Source organism: Xanthomonas campestris pv. campestris str. ATCC 33913 (assembly GCF_000007145.1).
GTDB classification, from domain to species: Bacteria; Pseudomonadota; Gammaproteobacteria; order Xanthomonadales; family Xanthomonadaceae; genus Xanthomonas; species Xanthomonas campestris.
This window is the reverse complement of sequence record NC_003902.1, coordinates 4,952,501-4,969,096: the sequence shown is the minus strand read 5'-3', so window position 1 is coordinate 4,969,096 and position 16,596 is coordinate 4,952,501. Positions and strand designations below refer to the sequence as shown.

General features: G+C 68.2%; 10 protein-coding genes, 2 other RNA genes and 1 pseudogene (1 of these 13 running past the window's edge). 9 read left to right on the top strand and 4 right to left on the bottom strand.

Annotated features, from left to right (window positions below; all coding sequences use genetic code 11):
• Positions 1 to 121 precede the first annotated feature (121 nt).
• Positions 122 to 4,138 (top strand): SbcC/MukB-like Walker B domain-containing protein, encoded by a 4,017-nt coding sequence (locus XCC_RS21585; protein WP_011039227.1) that lies wholly within the window; start codon positions 122 to 124, stop codon positions 4,136 to 4,138.
• Between the two features lie 441 nt (positions 4,139 to 4,579).
• Positions 4,580 to 6,640: a TonB-dependent siderophore receptor gene (locus tag XCC_RS21580; RefSeq protein ID WP_011270106.1), complete on the top strand. Its 2,061-nt coding sequence runs from the start codon at positions 4,580 to 4,582 to the stop codon at positions 6,638 to 6,640.
• A 43-nt stretch (positions 6,641 to 6,683) separates the two neighbouring features.
• Here the strand turns inward: XCC_RS21580 and XCC_RS21575 are convergent, their stop codons facing one another.
• The 3 genes and pseudogenes from XCC_RS21575 to XCC_RS22845 form a co-directional block, all read right to left on the bottom strand.
• Positions 6,684 to 7,457 (bottom strand): sulfite exporter TauE/SafE family protein, encoded by a 774-nt coding sequence (locus XCC_RS21575; RefSeq protein WP_014509595.1) that lies wholly within the window; start codon positions 7,455 to 7,457, stop codon positions 6,684 to 6,686.
• Positions 7,458 to 7,762: 305 nt separating this feature from the next.
• A non-coding RNA gene (locus tag XCC_RS21570) (sX9 sRNA) lies at positions 7,763 to 7,837 on the bottom strand.
• Between the two features lie 95 nt (positions 7,838 to 7,932).
• A pseudogene (locus XCC_RS22845) lies at positions 7,933 to 8,121 on the bottom strand (hypothetical protein); the annotation flags it as partial.
• A 383-nt stretch (positions 8,122 to 8,504) separates the two neighbouring features.
• Between XCC_RS22845 and XCC_RS21565 the strand changes: the two are divergent.
• The 7 genes from XCC_RS21565 (at position 8,505) to XCC_RS21535 (ending at position 16,225) form a co-directional block, all read left to right on the top strand.
• Entirely contained in the window at positions 8,505 to 8,894 is a 390-nt protein-coding gene (locus tag XCC_RS21565; RefSeq protein WP_011039223.1) for a YchJ family protein, read from the top strand.
• Between the two features lie 242 nt (positions 8,895 to 9,136).
• On the top strand, positions 9,137 to 9,346 hold the full coding sequence (locus XCC_RS21560) for a hypothetical protein (RefSeq protein ID WP_011039222.1): 210 nt from the start codon (positions 9,137 to 9,139) through the stop codon (positions 9,344 to 9,346).
• A gap of 187 nt (positions 9,347 to 9,533) precedes the next feature.
• Positions 9,534 to 11,693 (top strand): lytic murein transglycosylase, encoded by a 2,160-nt coding sequence (locus XCC_RS21555; protein WP_011039221.1) that lies wholly within the window; start codon positions 9,534 to 9,536, stop codon positions 11,691 to 11,693.
• 554 nt (positions 11,694 to 12,247) lie between these two features.
• Complete coding sequence (locus XCC_RS21550) at positions 12,248 to 13,510, top strand: TCR/Tet family MFS transporter (RefSeq protein ID WP_011039220.1); 1,263 nt, start codon at positions 12,248 to 12,250, stop codon at positions 13,508 to 13,510.
• Positions 13,511 to 13,605: 95 nt separating this feature from the next.
• Positions 13,606 to 14,199: a biliverdin-producing heme oxygenase gene (locus XCC_RS21545; RefSeq protein ID WP_012439682.1), complete on the top strand. Its 594-nt coding sequence runs from the start codon at positions 13,606 to 13,608 to the stop codon at positions 14,197 to 14,199.
• Positions 14,196 to 16,100 (top strand): bacteriophytochrome BphP, encoded by a 1,905-nt coding sequence (bphP, locus tag XCC_RS21540; RefSeq protein WP_011039218.1) that lies wholly within the window; start codon positions 14,196 to 14,198, stop codon positions 16,098 to 16,100. Before XCC_RS21545 ends, bphP begins: the two co-directional genes overlap by 4 nt.
• 55 nt (positions 16,101 to 16,155) lie before the next feature.
• Positions 16,156 to 16,225: non-coding RNA, sX9 sRNA (locus tag XCC_RS21535), on the top strand.
• A gap of 186 nt (positions 16,226 to 16,411) precedes the next feature.
• Here XCC_RS21535 and XCC_RS21530 read toward each other — a convergent pair.
• On the bottom strand, positions 16,412 to 16,596 hold the 3' portion of the coding sequence (locus XCC_RS21530) for a benzoate/H(+) symporter BenE family transporter (RefSeq protein WP_011039217.1). The gene runs 1,000 nt beyond the window's last position; 185 of the gene's 1,185 nt are visible here — the last part of the coding sequence; its start codon lies beyond the right edge, outside the window; the stop codon is at positions 16,412 to 16,414.

The following is a 16,596-nucleotide window of genomic DNA, read 5'->3' as shown; positions in this document are numbered from 1 at the left end:
CTCGTCCCGCAACACGCAACACGCAACACGCAACACGCAACCCCGCACCACAAGAAATGCATCACCGGTCGTATTGGTCTGTCCCTGGTGTCTCTGTCGTTCCGTTTTTGGTGAGTGAGCAATGAATTCCCAGTCCAACCTGTCGCCGGCGTCGCCGGGTGCTTCCTTGTTTGCCGAGACGCTGGCTGAGCAGCGTGCGCAGCAGTTTCGTATGCGGCGTTTGCAGGTACACAACTGGGGCACGTTCAACGGGTTGACCGAGGTGCCGATCGCGGAGAAGGGCTTCCTGTTCGTGGGGCGGTCCGGGTCTGGCAAGTCGACGTTGCTGGATGCGATGTCGGCATTGCTGACGCCACCGAGCATCGTGGACTTCAACGCAGCCGCGCGCGAGGCCGAGCGCAGTGGGCGCGACCGTAGCCTGGTGTCGTATGTGCGCGGTGCCTGGGCCGATCAGCAGGACAGCGCGTCCGGTGAGATCGCCACGCAGTACCTGCGCAAGGGCGCGACCTGGACGGCGTTGGTATTGGAGTACCGCAACGCGCAAGGCGAGGCGGTGAGCCTGGTGCGGCTGTTCTGGATCGCCGGCAGCGGCAATGCCGCGGCGGATGTGCGGCGGCATTACATGGTGGTGCCGCGCGCGTTCGATGTGGCCAGCGAGCTGGAGGGTTTCGATCTGGATCTGCGCAAGCTCAAGGCGCGGCTGGGCGAGGACGTGGCGCATTTCGACGGTTTCGCCGGCTATGCAGAGCGCTTCCGGCATGCGTTGGGCATCGGCAACGACATGGCACTGCGGCTGCTGCACAAGACCCAGTCAGCGAAGAACCTCGGCGATCTCAACGCCTTCCTGCGTGGCTTCATGCTCGATGAGCCGCGCACCTTCGAAGCGGCAGACCGGCTGGTCGAAGACTTCGCCGAGCTCGATGGTGCGCACCATGCAGTGGTCACCGCGCGACGGCAGGTGGAAACGCTCAGCCCGGCGCGCGAGCACCATGCCGCGCTGATGGCCTTGCGCCGCAGCGTTGGCGAATTGCGTGAATTGCAGCTGGGCGTGGACAGCTACCGCGAGCAACAACGGCTGGCCTTGCTGGAGGCGCGCCTGCAGGAGGTCGACAGCCAGGACCGCGGCCTGGCCGGCGAAGAAGGCCAGCGCCGTGAGTCGTTGGACAACCACGAACAGAAACTGGCCGGGCTGGAGCGCGAACAGCGCGCCGCCGGCGGTGAGCAGATCGAAGAACTCGAACGCGAGCGCGTGCGGGTGGAACGCGAGCGCGATGAGCGCCTGCGTCGCCGTGCGCAGATCGAGCAGGCCTGCCGCCAGCTCGGCACCGCCTTGGCGGCCGGCGCCAGTGGGTTCGCCGCCCAGGTGGCGCATGCGCAGGGAGTGCTCGATGGCGGCAAGCAGCACGCCAGCACACTGGACGAGGCCATCGCCGAGCGCATGGGTGAACGCCGCGACGATGAGCGCCGCTTTGCCGAGATCCGTGCAGAACTGGACGCGCTAAAGAAAGCGCCGTCGAGCATGCCCGCACCGATGCAGGCGCTGCGCGCGCGGCTGTGCGACGACACCGGCATTGCCGAATCCGCGCTGCCTTTTGTCGGCGAGCTGTTGCAGGTGCGCGAGGACCAGGTGGCCTGGCGTGGCGCGATCGAGCGCGTGCTGCACGGCTTTGCGCAGTCGCTGTTGGTGGACGAGCGGCATTACGCGCAGGTCAGCGAATGGGTCAACCGCACCCACATCGGCACGCGGCTGGTGTACTTCCGCGTGCGCCGCAATGACGAGCTGCATTCGCGCCGTGTCGATCCCAACGCGCTGCCCGGCAAGCTGCAACTGCGCGAGCATGCCTTCACCGAGTGGCTGCGCAACGAGCTCACCCGTCGCTTCGATTACGCCTGCGTGGACAACGCCGCAGCGCTGCGCAATGCCGACCGCGCCATCACCCGCGAGGGCCAAGTCAAGCATCCCGGCGACCGCTACGAAAAGGACGACCGCCACGCCGTCAACGACCGCAAGCGCTGGCTGCTCGGTCACGACAACCGCGACAAGCTCAAGGTCTTCGAGCGCGAAGCGCAGGCGCTGGCCCAGCGCATTGCCAGTTGCGACGCCGACGTGGCCGCGCTGCGCAAGCAACGCGAGCAGGACCAGGAAAAACGGCTGGCCGCGCACACCCTGGTGGAGCGCGACTGGGACGAGATCGACGTCGGCCCCAAGCTGCAACGCCTGAGCGATATCGATGAACAACTGCAGCAACTGCGCGAAGGCGATAGCGGCCTGCGCGCACTGGGCCAGGCGATCGACACCGCGCGCACGCTGCGCGATCAGGCCAAGCGCACGTATGAAGACGTGCGGCTTGAGCGCGCGCAGCTGGCACGCGAGCGCGTGCGACTGGAACAGCAGCAGGCCGCCTGCGCCGGCCGTGCCGGCACCGCTGCGCTCACACCCACGCAGTTGCAGGGCCTGCAGGAGCGCCTGGCCGCGTTGGCGCCGCTGTCGCTGGACACTCTGGAAGCGCATTTCCGTGTGGTCGAACGTGGGCTGGCCGAGCAACTGGCCGAAAGCCAGGGCCGCGACAGCCGGCTCAGCGCGCAGCTGCTCGAATGCTTCCGCCGGTATTGCCAGCAATGGCCAGAAGACAGCGGCGACTTCACCGTGAGCCTGGCCAGCGCCGACGATTTCCTCGCGCGGCTGGACCGGCTGGAAAGCGATGGCTTGCCGCGTCACGAGCACCGCTTCTTCGACCTGCTGCAGACCCAGAGCAAGAACAATCTGCTCGCCTTGCAGCGCCACACCGCCGAAGCCCACAAGGGCATCAAGCAGCGCATGGACGAGGTCAACGCCAGCCTGGAGCAGGTGCCGTTCAACCGCGACACCATCCTGACCATCGAGGTCAGCGACCGCCGTCTGGCCGAGGTGCAGGAATTCCAGCAGCAGCTACGCGCCGTGTTGTCGCATCAGCAGACCGAAGACCGCGCGCTGGCCGAAGCGCAGTTCGCCACCTTGCGCACGCTGGTGGCGCGGCTTGGCGCGCAGGAGCCGGAGGCGCGGCGCTGGCGCGAGCAGGTGCTGGATGTGCGCCTGCATGTGGAATTCATCGGCGTGGAGCTGGATGCACAGACCCGCGCGCAGGTGGAGATCTACCGCAGTGGCGCCGGCAAGTCCGGCGGCCAGCGCCAGAAGCTGGCCACCACCTGCCTGGCGGCCGCGCTGCGGTATCAGCTGGGTGGCGAAGACGGCGAATTGCCGCGCTATTGCGCCGTGGTGCTGGACGAAGCCTTCGACAAGGCCGACAACGAATTCACCGCGCTGGCGATGAACATCTTCGAGAATTTCGGCTTCCAGATGGTGGTGGCCACGCCGCTGAAGTCGGTGATGACGCTGGAGCCTTTCATCGGCGGTGCGTGTTTCGTGGAAATCAGCGGCCGCCACAATTCCGGCGTGTTGTTGATCGAGTACGACGAACAGGCGCAGCGCTTGAAACTGCCGGAGCGCTCGCGTGGGGAAGAAGCGGCGGCACCGCCGGCCGAACAGGGGGGCGCTGTGGCACCAGGCGAGCGCGCAGAACGTGCTCCGGTGATCGCTGTGGAGTCTGGCCACGCGGCAAGCGTGCACCTAGCGGAGACCACGGCAGTGCTTGTGCAGGGCGATGCAGTCACGGACGGGCAGTCGCGCGGCCACAAGCGCACACGCGCGGCGGCCACCGCATCGACGGCGGCGCCAGTGCCTGCGCCCGCTGGCAAGCGCAGCACGTCTGCAGCTGCAACATCAGCGACGGCCGCGCCAGCCACGGGCACGGCGGACGCGTCGAACGCACGGCGCAAACAGGCTGCAACCCCTGACACGCCACCGAAGCCAACCAAGCCGGCGAGCACGCGGTCTGGGTCCTCCGGCACGCCCGCTGCCAAGCGCACAACCACCGCGAAAGCCGCGGCCGTGCTGAAGGCCTCCAACGCCACGCCGGCCGTTGCGGCCAAGCGCACGGGCAAGGCGCCGAAACGCGTGAGCAAGCCAGCATCAGCTCAGCAGGTGGCCAAACCGGTATCGAAATCCAAGCCCACGGCCAAGCCCGCGACGGCGGCTTCCGCCAAGAGCCGCGTCGCGTCCACGCGCGGCTCTGCTCCCAAGGCGCGCAGCAAACGCTGAGCGCGGCCCCCGCGACCGCGCCACCGGGGCGGTCGCGAGGGTACGGTGTCTACGCGATGCGGCCGTACGCCCGCAGTCGCGCCGCGCCCGCAACGGCGACGAACTCGCGCACGCGGGCGTTGCAGCGTCGCCAATGACCCCCGCTGACTAGCTGGCACGCCTGTGTCGCACGTCGTGTGCCGCGCCGGCTTCAAGCGAGAGCCGGCCCACGGATCCGCCGCCGCTCCAGGCAGGCCACGCCCGCAGCGACACCTGCAGGCTGTCTTGAAGGCTGCAGACACGCACGCACGTCAGGCCTCACGCGGAAGACCTCAGCGTACCCATCAAGCCAACCGCCACCGCCAGGCGAACCCAAACTCCCCGACATTCGCGGATAAGAATCGTTATCATTGATGGCCGGATGTGTCCGCTCTGCGGCGTATCGCCCCGCAGAAGAGCCCGATGACCCCACTCCCCACGCGTCGCCACCTGTTGTTCGTATCCCTGTTTGCCGCAATGCCGGCCGCCGCCCAGGAAGCCAGCCTGCTCGACGCCATCGTGGTCAGCGAAAAGCGCGCCCTGTATCGGCCCGAAAAAGCCGCCGGCGCCACCCGTACCCAGACACCGGTGGAGCGCATTCCGCAGGCGATCCAGGTGGTGCCGCGTTCGGTGATCGACGAGCAGCAGCTCACCCGTTTGGTCGATGTAGTGGCCAATGTCTCCAACGTGCAGCCCGGCGGCACGCAGGGCAATCGCTCTGAGACCTTCGTGATCCGTGGCTTCGAAGCGTCCTCGTACGCGGTCGACGGCATCCTGCTCAATCCCACGCAGAACTTCACCGAAACCGTGCGCGATCTGGCCAATGTCGCGCAGGTGGAAGTGCTCAAAGGCCCGGCGGCAGTGCTGTATGGGCGCGGCGAACCGGGCGGGGTGATCAACCTGGTCACACTGCGGCCGGATGCGGTGTTTGGCGGCAACGCCTCGGTGCAGGTGGCCGAGCACGGCCTGCGCCGCGTGCAGTCCAGCGTCACCGGGCCGCTGAGCCCCACGCTGTCGGCGCGCCTGAGCGCGGCGGTGCAGCAGACCGGCAGTTTCCGTGATGCCCAGGCCGATGGCGACCGCGTGTTCGTGTCGCCATCGCTGGCGTGGCGGCCGAATGAGCGCCTGCGCGCGGATCTGGATATCGAATACACCCGCCAGACCAGCCCGGGCGACCGTGGTCTGGTGGCCATCGACGGAGTGGTGCGTGGCCCGGCGCAGCGCAGCTTCGGCGAGCCGTGGTCGCGCAATCGCGGCATCTCGCGCACGGCCCGCGGGCGTATCGAAGTCGACGCCACCGATTGGCTCACGCTGCGCCAGATCGTCAATCATCAGGACGGCGACAGCGGCCGCGGTGTGGCCGACTTCACTGGCTTCAGTGCCGACCGCGCGTTCCTGCAGCGCCGCGCCGTGCGCCAGGACCAGCAGGTGCGCGCCACCACCTCGCAGACCGAAGCGCTGGCGCGTTTCGACACCGGCCCGTTGCGCCATCAGGTCCTGGCCGGTGCCGAATATGTCGATGCGCATCGCCACACCGACGAGGCCCGTGCGCCGCTGGCGCGCATCAGCGTGCGCACTCCGGTGCAGGGCGCCTTGCCGGGCACCTATGTGCCAGCGCGCGAGATCGCAGTCGATGCGCGCTACGCCGCACTGTATGTGCAGGACCAGATCAGCCTGGGCGAGCGCTGGGATGTGCTGGCCGGCGTGCGCTGGGACGATGTGCAACAGACCACTCTCGACAACGGTTCCCGCACCCGCGAAGACGGCCGGCGCGCCTCACCGCGCCTGGGCGTGGTGTGGAAGGCCGCACCGCAGTTGTCGCTGTATGCCAATACCTCCACCTCGTTTCGCCCACGCAGCGCCAGCGTGTTTGCCGGTGGCAGCGCGCCGCCGGAAACCGGCCGCCAGTACGAGCTCGGCATGAAGAGTGCGCTGCTCGACAACCGCGTGCTCGCCACCGTCGCCGCATTCCAGATCACCAAGGACAACGTCGCCACCGCCGACCCGAACAACGATGGCTTCGTGCTGGTCACCGGGCAGCAGCGCGTGCGCGGACTGGAGCTGGATGTCACCGGCGAACTCACCCCGAACTGGCGCCTGATCCTGGGCGCCGGTTATCTGGACGCGCAGGTCACCCGCGACACCGTCATCGCCAGCGGCAACCGCCTGCGTGGCGTGCCACGCGTCAGCGCCAGCCTGTGGAGCACCTACCACGTCGCCAGCGGCCCGCTGTACGGGCTGACGCTGGGCGCAGGCGCGGTGCATGTGGGCGAGCGCGAAGGCGATCTCGCCAACAGCTACCGCATCCCCGGCTACACGCGCTTCGATGCGTCGGCGGCGTATCGCTTCGGCGGCCGCTACCAACTGGCGCTGCTGCTGCGCAACCTCGGCAACCGCTTCTACATCGAACAACCGGTGACGCAAACCACCAACTACCCCGGCGCGCCCCGCACGCTGTCGGCAACGCTGAGCATGGAATTCTAGGCATCGGATTGGCTCACGGCGCCGCGCCGCCGCGGCGTGCGTCTCAGTGCAGCAGGTCCCAGCCCATCTTGCCGATCAACACCACCACCAGCACCAGGAACAACTGCCGGATCAACGGCGTGCCGCCGCGCAGTGCCAGCCGCGTGCCGGCCACTGCACCGGCCACGTTGGCCGCGGCCATCGGCACGCCAACCGCCAGCATCACCTGGCCGGTGGGCAGGAAGAACGACAGTGCCGCCAGGTTGGTCGCCAGGTTCACCACCTTGGCCGCGGCCGAGGCGCGCAAAAAATCCAGCCCGAAGAAGCGGATGAACAGGAAGATCAGAAAGCTGCCCGTGCCCGGGCCGAAGAAGCCATCGTAGAAGCCGATTGCCGCGCCCATCGCCAAGGCGGTGACCAACTCGCGGCGGCCGATGGCGCGCGGGCGGTGCAGGGCGCCGAAGTCCTTCTTGATCAGCGTGTAGCCCAGCATTGCGATCAGCAACACCAGGATCAGCGGCCGCACCGCCTGCTTGGGCAGCAGGCTCACCGCCGTCGCACCCAGAAACGAAAACGTAAACGCCGCCGCAGTGGCGTAGAGCACCGGCCGCCACGGAAACCGCACGTTGCGCGCATAGCGCCACGCCGATGCACCGGTGCCGAACATCGCACTGAACTTGTTGGTGCCCAGAATCAGCGACGGCGCCTGCTGCGGCAACGTCGCAAACAACCCCGGCAACTGGATCAACCCGCCGCCGCCCACCGCGGCATCCACCAGCCCGGCCACGAAGGCGATGCACAGCAGCCACGGCAACTCGGTGGGAATCAGTTCCAGCAAGGCGGTGCTCCGCACGACGGGGGCGACAGCATAGCGCCGCACTGACGGCGCTCCACGCCGGGTTGCACGGATATATGTCGCGGTGTTCTCCGCGCGCTGGTCGCGGCCAATCGCAAGGACAACGCCGCCGCTGTTCTGCGTGGCAACAAGGTAGGCGCGCAGCTGCGTACGCGCGTGCTCGGCGATCTACGCTGGCGACTCCCCGTCGCGGTTCAAAAAGCCGTGCGAGGTTGCCGCGAAGCGATTACGGCGCAGGCCGCTGTCCACCGCAAGAATGCGGCGGCGCGCAGGCGCGCTGTAAGAGCGGCTAACAAAACGTAGCGAGCAGTCGCCAGGTGGGTGCGCACGGCGCGGAGGAACCGGAATGTACGTGGGTACATGCCGATTTCGAGCACCGGCCGCGCCCGCCTGACGGCTGCGCAGTAGTTTTGATAGCTGCTCTAAGCCGGCCAAGGCGTACTCGGCACAGGCCTGCGTCGTCATCCCAATGGTCGTCGATGCAGTTCCAGTAGTCGCGGTGTTCGCGCACCAAGGGTGGCCTTGAGCTCCTTGGCCGGCTGCGGCCCGCCATCGGCCTCCACGCGGGCGATCTCGAAGCGCGCGTTGCTGTTGCACAGGCGCCATCGGTGTCGTCGAACAAGGGGCGCACGCCGACCAGGGCTTTGTTGCGCGCCTGCGCAGCTGTGCAGTAAGCGCGGCCCGGATTAAGACGTAAGCGGTGGTTTTACTGAAGCCCACCTGCGGAAGAGAGGTAGGCGTGAGAGTAATGCGCGCAGCCTCGCTGACGTCCACGCGCAAAGCTGCGAGCCACTGCCAAAGCCACTACGCAACTTTGCGCGTACGAAGTGACGAGGACGCGCGCGCAAGGAGCATCACTACAACGTGCGTATCAGTGCCCACTCACGCTCCCGCACACGTCAACTACCAAGTAGAAGCCCGCATCCCGCATCCCGCATCCCCAATCCCCAATCCCCAATCCCCAATTCCCAATTCCCAATTCCCAATTCCCAATTCCCAATTCCCAACCGCAGCCCGCACAATCCCACCATGTCACCGTCCACACCCACCGATCCCTGTCCCTGCGGCCGCGCCGCCGGCTACGCCCAGTGCTGCGGCCAGTACCATGCCGGCGCTGCGGCGCCCGATGCGGAAACGCTGATGCGCGCGCGCTACAGCGCTTATGTCCGCCGCAACGTCGATTACCTGCTGGCGAGCTGGCATCCGTCCACGCGGCCGGCCGAGCTGGCGCTGGACGAAGGCGGCCGCACCACCTGGCTGGGCCTGAACGTGCAGCGCGCCATCGCCACCGGCGCAGACACCGCCGAGGTGGTGTTCCTGGCCCGTTACCGCATCGGCGGTGGCAGTGCGGTACGCATGACCGAACACAGCCGGTTCGTGCGCGAGGATGGCCACTGGTACTACCTGGACGCCCGGTAAGGCCGCGCTAACACACCGACGTCATCGCCCAACGCCGCACCTGCGATCACGGTGCAAGGCCGGCGCGCCACACGGTCCGCCGGGTCGCCGGTCATTCCGGTAGTCGCGTCCACGTGCCACGCCAGCCAGCCCAAACCGCCCGACGAACGGCGCCATCCCGCCCGGTTTGTCGACGCCACGTTCGCAGCCGATCCCGGAAGCTTGCCGCGCCGGCGGACTGCGCCGCGGGGTGGGACGGGATCATGGCAACCTTCAATCTCTGGCAATGGCTGCTGCTGGCACTGGTGGTGTTCGCGATCGTGCTGCCGACGCTGGTGGCCGCCGCGATGATCTGGTTCGGCCCCCGCCACGACACCCCGCGCCTGCCACGCAGCGTCCGCCGCAGTGGCGACGCCACCGGCGCAACCCCGGCGCTGTCGCTGCTGTCGGGCATCACCGGCGACGGCAGCTAAACCAGCGCTGCCGCCCCATCACGGCGGCGCAACCAGCATCGCTAGCCCAGCACGGCGCCAGACGCCTGCCTGATTCCTGCGCCCCCTGCACGCGCCCCGGCCGTCAGGTTGGCTATGCTCCCCGGCTCAACCCGCCGCGCAGGAGCCTTCATCGCATGCCGTTCGTTTTTCTGCCGGCCCTGAGCCCATGACGCCGCTGTGGCGTGCGTTGCCGCTGCTGCTGGGCCTGGCGCCGTTCGCCGCCTGGGCCGACCCCGCGTTCGACCGCTGCCTGGCCGGGCTGCAGACCCAGGCCGCCGCCAAGGGTGTGGATGCCGCCAGCTTCCAGCGCTTCACCGCCGGTCTGGCCGCCGACCCCAGCGTGTTGCCGCTGCTGGACGCGCAACCGGAATTCACCACCCCGATCTGGGACTATCTGGCCAGCCTGGTCGATAGCCAGCGCGTGAGCGATGGCCAGGCCATGTTGGTGACTCACCGCGAGCTGCTCACCCGCCTGTCCGAACAAACCGGCGTGGACCCGGCCACCATCGTGGCGGTGTGGGGCGTGGAGAGCGATTACGGCCGCATCACCGGCAAGCGCCCGTTGCTGGTGTCGCTGGCCACGCTGTCGTGCGCCGGCCGCCGCCAACCGTTCTTCCGCGGCGAATTCCTGGCCCTGCTCGGATTATTGCAGCAGGGCGACCTGGCGCCCGAGGGGCTGACCGGCTCCTGGGCCGGTGCGTTCGGGCAGACCCAGTTCATGCCGTCCACCTATGCGCGCATCGCCATCGACGGCGATGGCGATGGCCGCCGCGACCTGGTCGCCAGCATTCCCGACGCGCTGGCTTCCACCGCCAACTATCTGGTCAAGGCTGGCTGGGAACGCGCCCGCCCCTGGGGCATGGAAGTGCGCCTGCCGGCCGGCTTCGACGCCAACAAGGCCGGCCGCACCCGCCGCCAACCGCTGCAGGCCTGGCAGGCCGCCGGCCTGCTCGGCACCGACGGCAAGCCGCTCGCCCCGACCGGGCTGCCGGCCGAGACCGCCGCCGCCCTGTTGCTGCCGGCCGGCCCCACCGGCCCCGCGTTCCTGGTGTTCCGCAACTACGACGCGATCTACGCCTACAACGCGGCCGAAAGCTACGCTCTCTCGATCGCCCTGCTGGCCGATCGCCTGCGCGGTGGCGCCGGCCTGGTCGCCTCCTGGCCCACCGACGATCCCGGCCTGGGCCGGCCCGAACGCCGGCAACTGCAGCAACTGCTGCTGGCCCGCGGCCACCAGATCGGCGAAGCCGATGGCATGGTCGGCACCGCCACCCGCCGCGCCATCCAGGTCGAGCAGACCCGCCTGGGCCTGCAGCCGGCCGATGGTCGCGCCGGCCAACGCATCCTCACCGCCTTGCGCACCGCCCCGCCGGTGACCGGCGCCGCCGTTCGCGGCACCGCGTTCACGCTGCCGGCGGCCTATCCCGCATTCGTCCAATCTCCCATCGTCCAGAAGGCATCCCCCATGTCCGACGTCACCGGCCTGCGCACAGGCGACTTCCACGGTTTTCCCTCGCTGCTGATCGACACCCCGTATTCCACCGCGGCCATCAGCCTGTTCGGCGGCCAACTGCTGTCGTTCGTGCCCAAGGGCGGGCAGGACGTGATGTGGCTGTCGCCCACCGCCAAGCAGCCGCCCACGCCCATCCGCGGCGGCGCGCCGGTGTGCTGGCCGTATTTCGGCCGCCAGGATCAGACCGGTGACGTGCCGGCGCACGGCTTCGTCCGCACGGTGCCGTGGCAGCTCACCGAGAGCCGCCGCGAAGACGACGGCACTTTAGTGCTCACGCTCACGCCGCCGACCTTCGATGACCTGGCGCTGCGCCTGCACATGACCCTGCGCATCGGCCGCACGCTAGAACAACGCCTGGTCACCGAAAACGTCAGCAAGGCGCCGGTGCGCTTCACCCAGGCCCTGCACAACTACTTCCGCGTCGGCGACGCGCTCAAAGTGAGCGTGCAGGGCCTGGACGGGCTGGACTATCTCGACAAGTACGAGAACTACGCCATCGCGCACCGCCAGCAGGGCGACTGGAGCCTGCGCGATCCGCGCGACCCCGGCCGCAGCGACCGCATCTACACCAACGCCGGCGGCCACTACACCCTCACCGACCCGGTGCTGGGCCGCCGCATCGACATCCGCACCGAAGGCAGCCGCTCGCTGGTGGCCTGGAATCCGGGCGAAGACGCCGCCAGCAAGATGGCCGACGTCGGCACCGGCTGGCGCGACTACGTCTGCCTGGAAGCCGCCAACGCCGGCCCTGACGTGATCGAACTGGCGCCCGGCGCCAGCCACACGCTGGGCCAGACCATCAGCGTTGAATAACCGCAAGGATTGCCTAAGCCACTCTCACAACCCGCGCTGCTTCCAAGACAGTAAAGAGGCAGCAACGACTCCCTTCTCCCATCGGGAGCAGGTGCCCGAAGGGCGGATGAGGGGACGTGCGAAGCCTGCTGAAGTTTGAGTGCACGTCTGGCTTCGCCCAGTACCCTCACCCAACCCCTCTCCCGGCGGGAGAGGGGCTTTACTCCATCACGCTGATCTTGTGCCAGACACAGGCCAGGCGCTTCCCTTCTCCCATCGGGAGAAGGTGCCCCAGGGGCGAATGAGGGGACGTGCGAAGCCTGGTGAAGTTTGAGTGCACGTCTGGCTTCGCCCCGTACCCTCACCCCAACCCCTTTCCCGGCGGGAGAGGGCTTTAACTCCATCACGCTGATTTTGCGCCAGACACAGGCCAGGCGCTTCCCTTTTACTTTCGGGAGAAGGTGCACCGCAGGGGCGGATGAGGGGACGGGGCGTATCAGGCGACAGCCCATCCCCCATAACCCCACTACCCACTCCACCGCTACACTCGCCGCTTCGCCCCTGCGTGCCGCGCGATGTCCATCTCTCCTGATTCCGCATCCGCTCCCGCTCCGGGCCGGCGCCGCGCCGCACTGATCTTCATCTTCATCACCGTGCTGATCGACGTGCTGTCCTTCGGCGTCATCATCCCGGTGCTGCCCGATCTGGTCAGGCAATTCACCGGCGGCGACTATGCAGCCGCAGCTGGCTGGATCGGCTGGTTCGGGTTTCTGTTCGCCGCCATCCAGTTCGTGTGCTCGCCGTTGCAGGGCACTTTGTCCGACCGCTACGGCCGCCGCCCGGTGATCCTGCTGTCGTGCCTGGGGCTGGGCCTGGACTTCATCCTGATGGCACTCGCCCACACGCTGCCGATGCTGCTGCTGGCGCGGGTGATTTCAGGCGTGTGCTCGGCCAGCTTTTCCACCGCCAATGCCTACATCGCCGATGTCACCCCGGCCGACAAGCGCGCCGGCGCGTTCGGCATGCTCGGCGCCGCATTCGGCATTGGCTTTGTCGCCGGCCCGTTGATCGGCGGCTGGCTGGGCAGCATCGGCCTGCGCTGGCCGTTCTGGTTCGCCGCCGGTCTGGCGCTGTTGAACGTGCTGTACGGCTGGTTCGTGTTGCCCGAGTCGCTGCCGCCGGAGCGCCGCACCGCGCGGCTGGACTGGTCGCATGCCAACCCGTTCGGTGCGTTGAAGCTGCTGCGCCGCTACCCGCAGGTGTTCGGCCTGGCCTCGGTGGTGTTCCTGGCCAACCTGGCCCATTACGTCTACCCCAGCATCTTCGTGCTGTTTGCCAGCTACCAGTACCACTGGGGCCCGCGCGAGGTGAGCTGGGTGCTGGCCGGTGTCGGGGTGTGCAGCATCATCGTCAACGCCGTGCTGGTCGGCCGCATCGTGCGCTGGCTGGGTGAGCGGCGCGCGCTGTTGCTCGGCCTGGGCTGCGGCGTGATCGGCTTTGTGATCTACGGCCTGGCCGGCAGCGGCCGCACCTTTCTGCTGGGCGTGCCGATCAGTGCCTTCTGGGCGGTGGCCGCCCCGGCTGCGCAAGCCTTGATTACCCGCGAAGTCGGTGCCGACGCCCAGGGCCGCGTGCAGGGCGCGCTCACCAGCCTGGTCAGCCTGGGCGGCATCGCCGGCCCGCTGTTGTTCGCCAATGTCTTCGCCTGGTTCATCGGCAGCGGCGCGCCGCTGCACCTGCCCGGCGCACCCTGGTTGCTGGCCGGCCTGCTGCTGGCCGCGGGCTGGTTCATGGCCTGGAAGCGGGCAGGGCGCAGCCCGGCACTGGCGCAGGGCTGAAACCAACCGGTTCATGCAGCGGACGCGCCCGCTTTTTGCCTGGCTCGCATGCCCTGCTAGGCTGAGCAGCTTGGCTTTTGACTGTCTTCCTACGCATGCGTTCTGACACCCCGGTTGCCCCGCTTTCGGCTGCGCTCGCGCTGCGGCATGCCACGCAGGAGGCGCACACCCGGGTTGAGGCGGTGCCGCTGATGCAGGCGCTGGGGCAGGGCCACATCGACGCCGAGACTTACGCGCAGGTGCTGCGCCGGCATCACCGGCTGCTGGCCGGTTTCGAAGAACAGCTGAGCGACTGGCTGGTGACCCTGGTGGGCAGCGGATGGCAGTACCGCCGCCGGGTGCCGGCGTTGCGGGAGGATCTGCGCGTGCTCGGCCAACCCGTCGATGCCGCGGTGCCGCCGCCGCCGGCCAGCAGCGAGGCGGTGCGCTGGGGCATGCTGTATGTCATCGAAGGCTCTCAGCTCGGTGGCCGGGTGATCGCACGTATGCTGCGCAAACGTCAGCCGGGCCTGGCGCATGCATTGCACTATTTCGAACTGGCCGACGAAGACCCGGCCGGCTGGCGGCGCTTTCAGGCGGTGCTTGAGCAACGCCTGCAGAGCGCAGCGGCGCGTGCCGACGCCATCGCCGGCGCGCAGGCCATGTTTGCCCATTTCCACACCTGCCTGGCAGCGGAGGCACGTCCTTGAGCACTGCAACCAACCCGTTGGACCTGGACGTCTGTGCGCGCGAACCCATCCATATTCCCGGCCTGATCCAGCCTTACGGCGTGCTGCTGGTGATCGACCCCGCCGACGGCCGCATCGTGCAGGCCAGCACCACCGCCGCCGATCTGCTCGGCGTGCCGATGGCCGCGCTGCTTGGCATGCCCTACACCCAGGTGCTGACGCTGCCCGAAGCACAGCCGTTCGCCGTCGATGACCAGCCACAGCACCTGATGCATGCCGAGGTGCGGTTCCCGCAACGCGCCACGCCACCAGACAGCGCCTGGGTCGCGGCCTGGCATCTGTATCCGCAGCAGTGGCTGGTGGAAATGGAGCCGCGCGATGCGCGCCTGCTCGATGTCACCCTGCGCGAGGCGATGCCGCTGCTGCGCAGTGTCGAACGCGATCCCGGCATCGCCGAGGCAGCGGTGCGCGTGGCCAAGGGCCTGCGCAGCCTGATCGGCTTCGACCGCGTGATGATCTACCGCTTCGATGAGGAGTGGAACGGCGACATCATCGCCGAGGCGCGCAAGCCGGAACTGGAGGCCTATCTCGGCCTGCATTACCCCGCCAGCGACATCCCGGCGCAGGCGCGCGCGCTGTACCTGCGCAACCGGGTCCGCCAGATTGCCGATGTCGGCTACCAGCCGTCGCCGATCCAGCCCACCGTGCATCCGCAGTTGGGCACGCCGGTGGATTTGAGCGATGTGAGCCTGCGCAGCGTTTCGCCGGTGCACCTGGAGTACCTGGCCAACATGGGCGTCACCGCCACGCTGGTCGCCTCCATCGTGGTCAACGATGCGCTGTGGGGGTTGATCTCCTGCCATCACTACAGCCCGCATTTCACCAACCACGCCATGCGCGATGTCACCGATGCGGTGGCGCGCACCCTGGCCGGGCGGATCGGCGCGCTGCAGGCGGTGGCCCGTGCGCGCCTGGAATCGGTGCTGCTCACCGTGCGCGAAAAACTCATCACCGACTTCAACGATGCCGAGCACATGACCGTCGAACTGCTCGACGACATGGCCCCGGACCTGATGGATGTGGTGGACGCCGACGGTGTGGCGATCTTCCACGGCAACGACATCAGCCGCCACGGCACCACCCCGGACGTGGCGGCGCTGCGGCGCATCCGCGATCACATCGAATCCGAACACCACGATGCCCTGCGCGAAGACGCGGTCGGCGCGCTGCATGTGGACGCCATCGGCGAGGTCTTCCCCGAGCTCGCCGACCTGGCGCCATTGGCGGCCGGCTTCATCTTCGTGCCGCTGATGCCGCAATCGCGCAGCGCCCTGCTATGGACCCGCCGCGAGCAGATCCAGCAGATCAAATGGGCCGGCAATCCGCAGCTGGCCAAGCTGGAAGACATCCCCAACTCGCGCTTGTCGCCACGCAAGAGTTTCGACCTGTGGCAGCAGACGGTGCGCGGCCGTGCGCGGCGCTGGTCGCCGCTGCACCTGGAATCGGCCCGCAGCCTGCGCGTGCTGATCGAACTGATGGAGCGCAAGCGCTTCCAGCAGGACTTCACCCTGCTGGAAGCCTCGCTCTCACGCCTGCGCGATGGCGTGGCCATCATCGAGCGCGGCACGGCCAATGCCGCGCACCGCCTGCTGTTCGTCAACACCGCCTTTGCCGATGTCTGCGGCAGCGACGTCGCCGAGCTGATCGGACGTGAGCTGCAGACGCTGTACGCCAGCGATGCACCACGCGCCAACGTGGAACTGTTGCAGGATGCGCTGCGCAACGGCCGGGCCGCCTACGTCACCTTGCCGTTGCAAGTGAGCGACGGCGCACCGGTCTATCGCCAGTTCCACCTTGAACCTCTCCCCAGCCCCAGCGGGGTGACCGCGCACTGGTTGTTACAGCTGCGCGATCCGGAATAAGAGCAGCGATCAAAATGACTGCGCAGCCACCATGCGGGCGCGGCCGGTGCTCGGGATCGGCATGACTCCGGTTCCTCCGCGCTGTCCGCACCCACCTGACGGCTGCTCGCTACGTGTTATCAGCCGCTCTAAGCCATCGCGCAGCGTGCGCGGGCGCGCCCCGAGGCAACGCGCTGTCGAATGAGCGCGCACTCTTTGCGGCGTCAAGCATGGCGGCTTGATGCCGCAGGACCGCCGCCGGCCATATGCGGTGGCGGCAGCGGCCTTGCGGCACAGGCGCAGCGTCCATGGTGCTGGGCCGGTGCCTTGTCTCAGTGCTGCGGTCGGCGCGGCCGCAAGGCGATCAAGGTGATCGCACCGGCCAGCAAGCCCCAGAACGAGGCCCCGATCCCGCCCAACGTGAGTCCGGAGGCGGTCACCAGGAAGGTGATCAGCGCCGCCTCGCGCTCCGGCTCCTCGCGCAACGCCGCCGCCAGGCTGTTGCCGATCGTGCCCA

What these genes read in the sequence shown, in the direction of transcription:
- XCC_RS21550 (WP_011039220.1), top strand. Translation starts at nt 12,248, where the DNA reads ATGTCCATCTCTCCTGATTCCGCATCCGCTCCCGCTCCGGGCCGGCGC.
- XCC_RS21565 (WP_011039223.1), top strand. Translation starts at nt 8,505, where the DNA reads ATGTCACCGTCCACACCCACCGATCCCTGTCCCTGCGGCCGCGCCGCC.
- XCC_RS21585 (WP_011039227.1), top strand. Translation starts at nt 122, where the DNA reads ATGAATTCCCAGTCCAACCTGTCGCCGGCGTCGCCGGGTGCTTCCTTG.
- XCC_RS21560 (WP_011039222.1), top strand. Translation starts at nt 9,137, where the DNA reads ATGGCAACCTTCAATCTCTGGCAATGGCTGCTGCTGGCACTGGTGGTG.
- XCC_RS21580 (WP_011270106.1), top strand. Translation starts at nt 4,580, where the DNA reads ATGACCCCACTCCCCACGCGTCGCCACCTGTTGTTCGTATCCCTGTTT.
- XCC_RS21545 (WP_012439682.1), top strand. Translation starts at nt 13,606, where the DNA reads ATGCGTTCTGACACCCCGGTTGCCCCGCTTTCGGCTGCGCTCGCGCTG.
- XCC_RS21555 (WP_011039221.1), top strand. Translation starts at nt 9,534, where the DNA reads ATGACGCCGCTGTGGCGTGCGTTGCCGCTGCTGCTGGGCCTGGCGCCG.